This window comes from Pseudomonas salicis (assembly GCF_057128705.1).
In genome coordinates, this window is the sequence record NZ_JBSKHU010000017.1 from 1 (window position 1) to 1445 (window position 1445).

1 protein-coding gene is annotated in these 1445 nt (G+C 62.7%); it reads left to right on the forward strand.

The genetic code is table 11. The features are described 5' to 3' along the window. The coding region (gene ilvA / locus ACWKWE_RS29210) for a threonine ammonia-lyase, biosynthetic (protein WP_483852486.1) at positions 1-1445 on the forward strand (1445 nt) is incomplete at both ends.

Consider the following 1445-nt stretch of genomic DNA (forward strand, 5'->3'; position numbering starts at 1 on the left):
AAAATCCTCACCTCCCGCGTCTACGACGTCGCCATCGAAACCCCGCTACACGGCGCTCGACAGCTGTCCGAACGGCTCGGCAACACGGTCTTGCTCAAGCGGGAAGATTTGCAACCGGTGTTCTCCTTCAAGATTCGCGGCGCTTACAACAAGCTGGCGCAGCTGAGCGCGGAAGAACTGGCGCGGGGCGTGGTCACGGCGTCGGCGGGCAACCATGCACAGGGCCTGGCGCTGGCGGCGAAAACACTGGGGGTGTCGGCCACGATCGTGATGCCGAAAACCACCCCGGAAATCAAAGTCGAGGGCGTGCGTTCGCGCGGCGGAAAGGTCGTACTGCATGGTGACTCGTTTCCCGAGGCGCTGGCGTATTCCCTGAAGCTGGTCGAGGAAAAAGGCTACGTCTACATTCACCCCTACGACGACCCTGACACCATCGCCGGGCAAGGCACGGTAGCGATGGAGATCCTCCGTCAGCACCCCGGCCGACTGGACGCGATCTTCGTCCCGGTGGGCGGTGGCGGGCTGATCGCAGGCATCGCGGCCTATGTGAAATACCTGCGGCCGGAGATCAAGGTGATCGGCGTCGAGCCGGACGACTCCAACTGCCTGCAACAGGCCATGGCCTACGGCGAGCGCGTGGTGTTGCAGCAGGTCGGGCTGTTTGCGGACGGCGTGGCTGTGGCGCAGATCGGCCAGCACACGTTCGACATCTGCAAGGATTACGTCGACGAAGTCATCACCGTCAGCACCGACGAAATCTGCGCGGCCATCAAGGACATCTACGACGACACCCGCTCGATCACCGAGCCTGCGGGCGCTTTGGGGGCAGCGGGGATCAAGAAGTACGTCGAACAGTACGAGGTCAAAGGCCAGACGTTTGTCGCCATCGAGTCCGGCGCCAACGTCAACTTCGACCGCCTGCGCCACGTTGCCGAACGCGCCGAGCTGGGCGAAGGCCGCGAAGCAATCATTGCCGTGACCATTCCCGAACAGCCTGGCAGTTTCAAGGCGTTCTGCGAAGCCGTGGGCAAGCGCCAGATCACCGAATTCAACTACCGCTACCACACCGACCGCGAGGCGCACATCTTCGTCGGCGTGCAGACCCACCCCGAGAACGACCCGCGCAAGGCGCTGATCGCAAGCCTCACCGAGCAAGGCTTCCCGGTGCTGGACCTGACCGACAACGAACTCGCCAAACTGCATTTGCGGCACATGGTGGGCGGGCATTCGGAGCGGGTCAGTGATGAAGTGGTGTTCCGGTTCGAGTTTCCGGAACGGCCGGGGGCGTTGTTCAACTTTCTGAATAAGCTGGGCGGGAAGTGGAATATCTCGATGTTTCACTACCGTAATCATGGGGCTGCGGACGGGCGGGTCGTGGCGGGGTTGGTGGTGCCGGAAGATGAGCGGCATCTGGTGCCGAAGGCGCTGGCGGAGATTGGGTATCC